The 8,274-nt window shown below is 28.4% G+C and carries 10 protein-coding genes and 1 pseudogene; 3 read left to right on the top strand and 8 right to left on the bottom strand.

All coding sequences use genetic code 11. The features are described 5' to 3' along the window. Nucleotides 1–721: 721 nt before the first annotated feature. From F811_RS0100985 to F811_RS0100955, 8 genes are all read right to left on the bottom strand, one after another. A complete protein-coding gene (locus tag F811_RS0100985; RefSeq protein ID WP_020003444.1) occupies nucleotides 722–1,384 on the bottom strand; it encodes a leucine-rich repeat protein in 663 nt (220 codons plus the stop codon). 18 nt (nucleotides 1,385–1,402) lie between these two features. Continuing rightward, nucleotides 1,403–2,140: a leucine-rich repeat domain-containing protein gene (locus tag F811_RS15930; RefSeq protein WP_020003443.1), complete on the bottom strand. Its 738-nt coding sequence runs from the start codon at nucleotides 2,138–2,140 to the stop codon at nucleotides 1,403–1,405. A gap of 99 nt (nucleotides 2,141–2,239) precedes the next feature. Beyond that, complete coding sequence (locus tag F811_RS16900) at nucleotides 2,240–2,488, bottom strand: hypothetical protein (RefSeq protein WP_020003442.1); 249 nt, start codon at nucleotides 2,486–2,488, stop codon at nucleotides 2,240–2,242. A gap of 128 nt (nucleotides 2,489–2,616) precedes the next feature. Next, nucleotides 2,617–3,264 carry an outer membrane protein gene (locus F811_RS0100975; protein ID WP_020003441.1) on the bottom strand — a complete coding sequence of 216 codons (648 nt, stop codon included), beginning with the start codon at nucleotides 3,262–3,264 and terminating at the stop codon, nucleotides 2,617–2,619. 9 nt (nucleotides 3,265–3,273) lie between these two features. Further along, nucleotides 3,274–3,939 (bottom strand): outer membrane protein, encoded by a 666-nt coding sequence (locus F811_RS0100970; RefSeq protein WP_020003440.1) that lies wholly within the window; start codon nucleotides 3,937–3,939, stop codon nucleotides 3,274–3,276. Between the two features lie 20 nt (nucleotides 3,940–3,959). Continuing rightward, complete coding sequence (locus F811_RS0100965) at nucleotides 3,960–4,697, bottom strand: outer membrane beta-barrel protein (RefSeq protein ID WP_020003439.1); 738 nt, start codon at nucleotides 4,695–4,697, stop codon at nucleotides 3,960–3,962. A 19-nt stretch (nucleotides 4,698–4,716) separates the two neighbouring features. Further along, complete coding sequence (locus F811_RS0100960; RefSeq protein ID WP_020003438.1) at nucleotides 4,717–5,733, bottom strand: hypothetical protein; 1,017 nt, start codon at nucleotides 5,731–5,733, stop codon at nucleotides 4,717–4,719. Nucleotides 5,734–5,757: 24 nt separating this feature from the next. Beyond that, nucleotides 5,758–6,258, bottom strand: coding sequence for a hypothetical protein (locus F811_RS0100955; protein WP_020003437.1), 501 nt, complete (start codon nucleotides 6,256–6,258; stop codon nucleotides 5,758–5,760). 278 nt (nucleotides 6,259–6,536) lie between these two features. Here F811_RS0100955 and F811_RS0100950 point away from each other — a divergent pair, with 278 nt between their 5' ends. From F811_RS0100950 to F811_RS16410, 3 genes and pseudogenes are all read left to right on the top strand, one after another. Then, nucleotides 6,537–6,956, top strand: coding sequence for an HIRAN domain-containing protein (locus tag F811_RS0100950; RefSeq protein WP_020003436.1), 420 nt, complete (start codon nucleotides 6,537–6,539; stop codon nucleotides 6,954–6,956). Nucleotides 6,957–6,992: 36 nt separating this feature from the next. Beyond that, nucleotides 6,993–8,009, top strand: coding sequence for a DNA polymerase III subunit delta (gene holA, locus F811_RS0100945; RefSeq protein WP_020003435.1), 1,017 nt, complete (start codon nucleotides 6,993–6,995; stop codon nucleotides 8,007–8,009). Nucleotides 8,010–8,113: 104 nt separating this feature from the next. Next, nucleotides 8,114–8,274 (top strand): annotated as a pseudogene (locus F811_RS16410) (PD-(D/E)XK nuclease family transposase); the annotation flags it as partial.

Genomic DNA, 8,274 nt, shown 5'->3' with positions numbered 1-8,274 from the left:
TTTTCTATAAAATTAAAATGATAATTTTATTATACAATGTTATTTAAAAACTTTAAAATTATAAAAAATATTATAATTGTTTAATAATTAATTTTTTATAATTTTTGTATATACTGAAAATTTTTAAGTTTGTCAATTTTTTTAGTCAACTTTTTCCCGCCGCACGCCACAGGCGGACTTCGTCAAAGAACCTTATATCCTCGACAAGCTCGGATACGCTTCGCGAAAGTGCAAGTGTAAAAAATTAGTACTAAATAATACTAAAGTTGTGTTACATGTAAGATAGCTTTAGTAAATTAAAGCCCAAATGTAGCCTTTCGCTACTGCGGGCTTCGCCAAAGTTGCTGCCAAAGGCACGCTTCGCGAAAAATGCAATTACTAGAACTTTATACTCTAAAGATACGTATTAAATGTATGATAATACCCGAAATTTGGGTTAAAAATGCAGTTCTTTCACCGAAGGTGTACAGCGTATGGTTCTTTGTGCCAATACCACAGGCACTTCCTACGGTCGCAAAAGAACTGGGGGGGTACGTAGTACGCAGAGCGGTCACACTGTGTACTTCGTAAGGGCAAAGCCCCGCAAATATCAAAATTTAAAAAATTAGTTTTTATTATTTTATTATACTAGATACTGCGAAGCTGCAATATTATAAATATTATTTTTAATCAATTTTATAATTTTATAATGGAGATTTAGAGTAAATATAATAAAAAAATACTAATTAATAGAAGCACCATAATGTACTGAAGTCCAAGATACACCTAAAAAATTATCCCAGCTGTTATTATTAGGATTGGAGGCTACATTAGGAAGATATAAATCCGTAGTTGAAGCTGAAGTAAAAGGCGAAGCCGATACAGCATTTGGAGAAGTTCCTAAATATTCAACATTTTTAAGAGAAGTACAGTTTTCAAAGCTGGTATTATCTATCTTTACTACAGTGCTTGGTATTTGAATGTTTACTAAAGATGTGCAGTCTTTAAAAAAGTTTGCAGTTATTTGCTGAAGCGGAGGAAGAAGTACTGTAGTTAATGCTGAAGTTCCTTCCAATGTAAAAGTGTAGGAAGTTTCAAAAGATGAACCTGATAAATCTAATATTATATCAGTTTCATCTTGAAGAGCTTTTTTTATATTATCAAATATTTGTGAACTATTATCAATATGCCCAGTAACTGATATTATATTTTTTCCAGTTTCATTTCTATTATTTTCCAAAGCAGTTTTTATTTCTTCTTCGGTAGAATTAGCACCAATACTAGATATTGCAGTATTTTCTATATCAATATTACTAGGACCGCACATACAGTATGAAGAAATAGGCTTATACTTGCATGAAGATAGTGCTAAAGATATAAATATTATTATTAGTATTTTTTTCACTTATATTTATTCCTGTTGTTATTTAGGCATACCTTGATTATAATTTATTGTTTTTGTACTCCAGTTATAGTTTAAGAAATTATTCCAGCTGCCGTCACTAGGATCATTTGCTACATTAGGAAGATACAAACTTTCTGGAGAAGCTGCTTCTGCAGTGTAGTATGCTGAAAATACTCCTGATGCTGAAATACTTGAAGGATTGTCCCCTAAATATTCTATTTGTTTCAAAGAAGTACAGCCTGTAAAAACATATTGACCTATTGTTTTTATAGAGCTAGGAATACTAATTTTTTCTAATGATGTACAGTTATAAAAAGTCATAGCAAGAATTTTTGTTATTTTTTCATTTAAAGTTACATTTTTTAAAGCTCTGCATTCTGCAAATGCAGCATTGGCAATTCCTCCAAAATTATCAGGTAAAGCAATTGATTCTAATGAAGAGCATGAATGAAACGCATTAGCCTGTATGGCGTATATTGACTGTGATAAAACAACAGTTTTCAAACTTGAGCAGTTATAAAAAGAATTAGCATTTATTTGGATCATTTTTGTTTGGCTTAAGTCTGCTTTTTCCAATTTTATACATAACTGAAATGCTGATTCTCCAATTTCTGTTAGAGAAGATGGAAAATTAATTGTTTTCAAACTTGAACAGTCATAAAATGCATTCTCTCCGATTGAAGTTATAGTTTCAGGTAATTTAACACCAGACAAATTTTTATTATCCTTAAAAGCATTAGCTGCTATAGCTGTCATTGTAGTTTTGCTTAAATCAAGATAAACTCCGTCTTTAGTGTATGTATTTTTTGATATGATAGTGTTTATTTTTGATATTGTGCTGTTATTATCAATATTTTATTTTGTATCTTCTAAAAATATAGAATAATAACCGTATTCATTAAAATATTCCTGCATTTTAGCTTCTATATTTGCTTCCGTTTCATCAGCTTTAACAGAATAATTTTTTACAATATTTTCAGGTACATCTTCAGGTGATGACGGAGAAGATTCTGTTTGATTATTTGACGGAGATGTAGCTTCATTGCTGCATGCCAGCAAAGATAATAAAAATACCAATAATAAATATTTTATATAATTAAACATATGCTTGTACTCCAAATTAAATTTTGTTTTACAACTATATTCTATAATAGAAAAAGAAAAAAACAATATAAATATAAAAAATATTTTAGCTGATTTTTATATTTTTTTATTTAACGGAATTTATGTTATTATAGTTTAGGAACTTTAAATCTTAAACCCAATAATATTTCATGATAGCTGTCAGCTCTTGTATCTATCAAATATCTGTATCCCAAATCCAAAGATATATATGAACGCAGATTAAAAGCGAATCCACCTCCTAATCCGAATACTAATGTGCTTGCCGAATTTCTTAATTTAGTCTCAGTATTTTGTGATTGTACACAAAGACAGTCTTTTATTCTTCCGCCAATTGAAACTCCAAAATAAATAGTAAAAGGCGGATACTTATCTAAAAGTGTCTGTTTATAGCTTTCAGGAGTTAATTTTTCTTTTATAAGAAAGAAGTTTATATCAAAATATAAAGAACCTAAAAGTGTATGAAGAGTTACATCATCAGACATACTTATGATTTTTCTGCCCAAATATTCAAATTCAAATCTTATAGGAGAAGATTTATTGATAGTAGGTATGCTGTATCCTAGAGAAAAACCTCCGCCGAAATAATTAAGATATGCTTTTTCTTCATTAGCTTTAGGGTAATAATAACTTCCGTCATGTGAAAATACTACTTTAGGAGAGATATATAATCCTTCAGGTACTATAGAAAAAAGCTTATTAGGACTATAATATATAAACATAAATATAAATGCCGCTATTATATAATATCTTTTCATTAAGCTCTCCTAAAAATTAAATCTTATAGAAACTGCAGCATCATGAGTGAACTTGCTTTCTAAATTAAGTATAATTCTATATCCTAAATCTAGGCTTAATACAGGCGTTAGATGAAAGGCTAGGCCTCCGCCAGCTCCGTAAAGAAATTGTAATTCATTATAATATGAGCTGTATTTGAAAAGACCATTATATTCATAGATAGTATTCATAATGCATGTATTTAATGCACCTCCTACTAAAAAGCCCAGATAAATTGACATTACAGGTCTTTTCCCATTATTTAATACACTTCTTTTAGAGTCTTTATTATCATAATTAATATATAAAAAATTGATGTCATAGTATGCTGCTGCTAAAAATGTATGCATTTGTATAGATTGTATATTATTAAGATATGCATTGTTAGGAGTAGGGTTTCTGTATAAATATTCAAATTCTATTCTTACTGTACTGTATTTACTAAGAACATCAAAATTATATCCGATTGAAATACCGCCGCCTACATACATATTCATAGTATTTTTTTCATCGCCTTCTTTTTGTATTCCAGAGTCTCCGATATTAAATATAAATTTAGGTGCTAAATAAAGTCCTATATCTTTAGCTGTAAGTATATTACCAAAACAAGCTGTAATTAAACAAGCAAGCAAAAGTTTTTTTGTTATAAACTTCATAAAATAATATCCTTCTTAATTTAAAACAATATCCCAATAGCAAATCTCGGCAAAGGTACAAACCTTAATAAATGATTATAAGAATATCCTATATCAAGTATGGATATATCAAAAAATGGACGCAAACCGCTATTTATTCCAAAACTTCTTGACAAATCTATTCTAAAACCAATTTCCCCTGAAACATAAAAATCATATATGTATGTATTTCTGTTTGTATAAGTAGAACTTTCTTTTAAGAACTCTTTGTTATGAGTTATAAATAAAGTTCCTCCGAATTTAGGCATTAAGAAAAATCCTGATGCTCTGTCTTTTTTGTTATAATAGAATCTAACCCCAACAGAAGCTCCTATACCATAAACATCACCGTTATATGTTATATTATCATTATCATAATATGTTTTCATAGCATAAAAACCTGCATCTACATTAATATCTATTTTATCAGCCGCTCTGTAAGTGTATGTTAAATCAAGCCCGAAATTTCCCTGAAGCTTTAAATTATTAACATCTTTACTTGGAAACATTATATTTACCACAGAAGGAGCTATTAGCATATAAAAAACAGTGGGACCGAAATTGACGCCTAAAGAATTTCTATGTGAAATCACAGAAACTGTATTTGTTTGAGTATTATCATATTTTACATTTTTATCTACTGTATTATTTGACACATTTGTATCGCCTGATGTATTTTGAGCAAAAGATATGCTAGTAAGTATAAAAAGTAATAAAGCAATTAATTGTTTTTTCATCATAATTTTATTATACCTCTAACTAAAATCTTAAACTAAAACCTACTCTAGGAAATAATGAAAACTTTATTGCTGATACATAATTGCTCCATTTAGGAAAAGAATCCCAGGTAGGTATCATGGCATTTATATCAACCAATCCGCTTCCAAAAAATCCGATTCCTTCATGAATATCTGCATAAAGACCCGGTATTCCAGACCTTACATAGTATCCTATTTCCAGTATTGATATATCTATATAAGGTTTTACAGGCCATTCTTTGTTTGGGAAAAGTTCTATAGTCCAGCCTAATTCATATGAAAAATACATTGTAGTATCAATAGTATGTCTTTTGGTATGAAGCCCCGAAATACCGTTTTGGGTTTCAATATCATACATTAATACTTCTACACCAAATCTTATTGTATTTATAATCTGCTTTTTTTTACCTGCAAAGAATTTTACTCCTATTGTAGCAGGAAAATATATTAAAGATGCTTTAAGGTATGTATCTGAACCTATTAAGGTATTAACAATATTATCTACAACCTCATCAGAACCTGGAATGTCTATATCTGGAACATCTACTCCGGGAATACTTGGTACATCTGGTACACTTACATTGGGTATAGATCCAGCTGGAATAAAATTCATAGCTAAATCTGCTGCTTTATCTTTAGGTACTCCAAGCTGAAATGACATAGACTGAACACCGAAGCCTATTTCTATACCTATATGCGGGTGAAGAAGTAATGTATATGATACATTAGGAACATACCAAAAGCTTCCCTTTGCTTCTATAGCACTTAGATAGTCATTTATTTGACCTAAATCAAATCCTACTAATCCTGTAAATGTCTGATAATTATCAAATATTGTATTTAAAAGAGGCGGAAACATACCAGCATAACCAGGATTTAGGTTTACACTGACAATTTGTCTGCCTTTAATCCAGCTATAAGTATTAGTATCCGATTGAGTTGATAAGGCTATACCATTAGCATACAGACTAATGAATGATATATTAAATACTATAATAGCTGTAATAAATTTTTTCATACTATCTATAACCTTAAATAATTATTATTTAGATGGTACAGTCTCAACTTTACCGAAACTTAATCCGCCAAGTATTTCTTCTATTCTATTTTTTTCTTCTTCTGTAACTTGTGCACTTCCTATTAAATCTTCAGCCTTAATATTACTTGGATCTTCACTGCTTGCTATTCCATTAATAACGCCTACAGCATTTTGCTGTCCTACTATATCTATTATTTCTTTAACACCATCTGTACTTCCGCCATCTGTAGTAATAGTTACCAAATTTCCAAGCGGTGCTGCTATTACATATTCATTTTCATTAGCAAAAATACCAGCTATTCCTAATAAAGAATCTTCAAACTTATAGTCTTGACCGTTAAAATTTAATATATCTCCGCTTATATTAACACCGTCCCAAATACCATTCATTAATTTGCTTAAAATGTAATCAGGTCCAGGTTCTGTTACTGTAAGGTTTGTTTTTTTACATGAAAATACAAAAAGAAAAGTACAAATTATTAAAATATATTTTAAAAATTTCATTCATTTTCTCCTAAAAATAAAAATATAATATATTAATTATATAATTTTTATTTTTAAAAACAACTAAAATACTATTGTTATAAACTCGGATAGAGTAATAATAAAATTTAATTTTGCAGTTATAAAATTTATATATTATTTTTTTCTTAAAAATACATTGTATTAAATGTATTGCTGTATTTTTATGAAATTGTATTATTTTCTATCTTGACAGAAAATTTGAATTGAAGTAAAATTTATAATATGCATTAACATTTTTAAGGTAAATTTCTTGTCTTATGAATAAAACTACAAAACATACAACCTATATAATTAATCATGAAGAAAGTTTCAAAAGAATTATTATAAATAGAAATTACAAAACCAAAAGATATTATATAGATTTTTTTGTAGCAGGATATAAATATAATGACGGGAAAGATTTAATATATTCGCTTTTAAAAAATGAGCCTATTAATTTGGTTCATGAAATAGCTAATCCTTATGACAGATTTGCAATAGCTATTTATGATAAGGATTTTGTGAGGCTTGGGTATGTTCCTAGTGTTATATCGCCTTTAATATCATATAAACTTGAAGATAAGAGAAATAGGGTATATGCTATAATAAAAAATGTCAAATTAGATGCAAGTGATGAGTGTAAGATAGAGATTAGAGTTTTTATAGATATAAATAAAAAAAAGAAAAGAGCTGTTTGATTTGCATATTAATTAATATATGATATTATATCTGTTATGAATAAAGTTTCAGTAAAAACAGAATTAGACTTTCAAAAAATAAAAGATAATTACATAAAAGAGCCTTTTAAATACTGTATTTATGTATTAACAGGTAAAGAAAGGCTTTTTAAAAAGGCATTTGCAGCTGCTTTACATTCATCTATGTTTCCAGATGAGGGAGACAGCGAGATGAATTACAGTGTATTTTATGATAAAAATGATGCTGTGGGATTTGCTCCTTTAGAGGTTGCTGATACTCCGCCTTTCGGCTCTAAACTTAGGCTTATTATAATTTATAAATACAATAATTTTCAGGAGGATTTTTTAGAATACTGTTTAAATCCTTCTAAAACTGCTATAGTTGTATTAGAAACAGAAAGTTCATTAGAAGAAGACCCTATATACAAATATTTTTCTAAAAAACAGGGTTCTCATAATATTAATTTTATAGATTTTCCTCTTCCAGATGAGAAGGATTTTAGGGGATTGATAAATGCTTATATAAACAAACAGGGCAAAAAGATATCTTCTGATGCTGTTGAATATTTAATTAATAATATAAATTTGGATTATGATTCTCTTTATTCAGAGCTTGCCAAAATATGCAGCTATAATGATAAAGAATACCTGAATGTAGAAGATATAATGGATTTTACATATGTATCTAAAAACAAGAATATATTTGATTTTTTGGATGCAGTTTTTGAGAGAAACAGAAAAAAAACTTTCAGCATAATGCATAGATTGGATCAGGAGGCTTCAAGCTCACTTACACTTATGATGAATAATTTTTTAGCTGTCTATTACATGAAAATATTTCCTCCTCAGACTACATTAAATGAAATAAGCAAATTGACAAAAATTCCAGAGTTTATACTGAAGAAAAAGAAAACTTCATTAAAACTTTTTTCCTTAGAAGAGGTTGATGAAATAATATCTAAAATATCGTATTTAAATACATTAAGTGTTACAACCCCAGCAAATATTTTTAAAGCACATTTTGAGCTATTTTTATTTACTATAACTAGATAATTAATAAGTTCGTATATATATGCCTAAACAAATACAGTTTGTAAAAAAGTAAATTTAAAAAATTCATTTTTGACAAATTATAATTGTTTAGTTATAATATATTTATGGAAAATGAATTTAATATCAAACAAATAAAATATTTCAATCCTTTGAATGATTATTTTATAAGATACTTATTTACTGATAAGGGAAGCAGTGAAACTATACTTTTGGATTTTATCAATTCTATAATGATTAATGCCAATATGAAGACCTTTCGCTCTGT

Source organism: Brachyspira innocens ATCC 29796 (genome assembly GCF_000384655.1).
In the GTDB taxonomy this organism is placed as follows: domain Bacteria; phylum Spirochaetota; class Brachyspiria; order Brachyspirales; family Brachyspiraceae; genus Brachyspira; species Brachyspira innocens.
The sequence above is the reverse complement of the archived record's forward strand: the minus strand, read 5'-3'. Positions and strand labels throughout refer to the sequence as shown.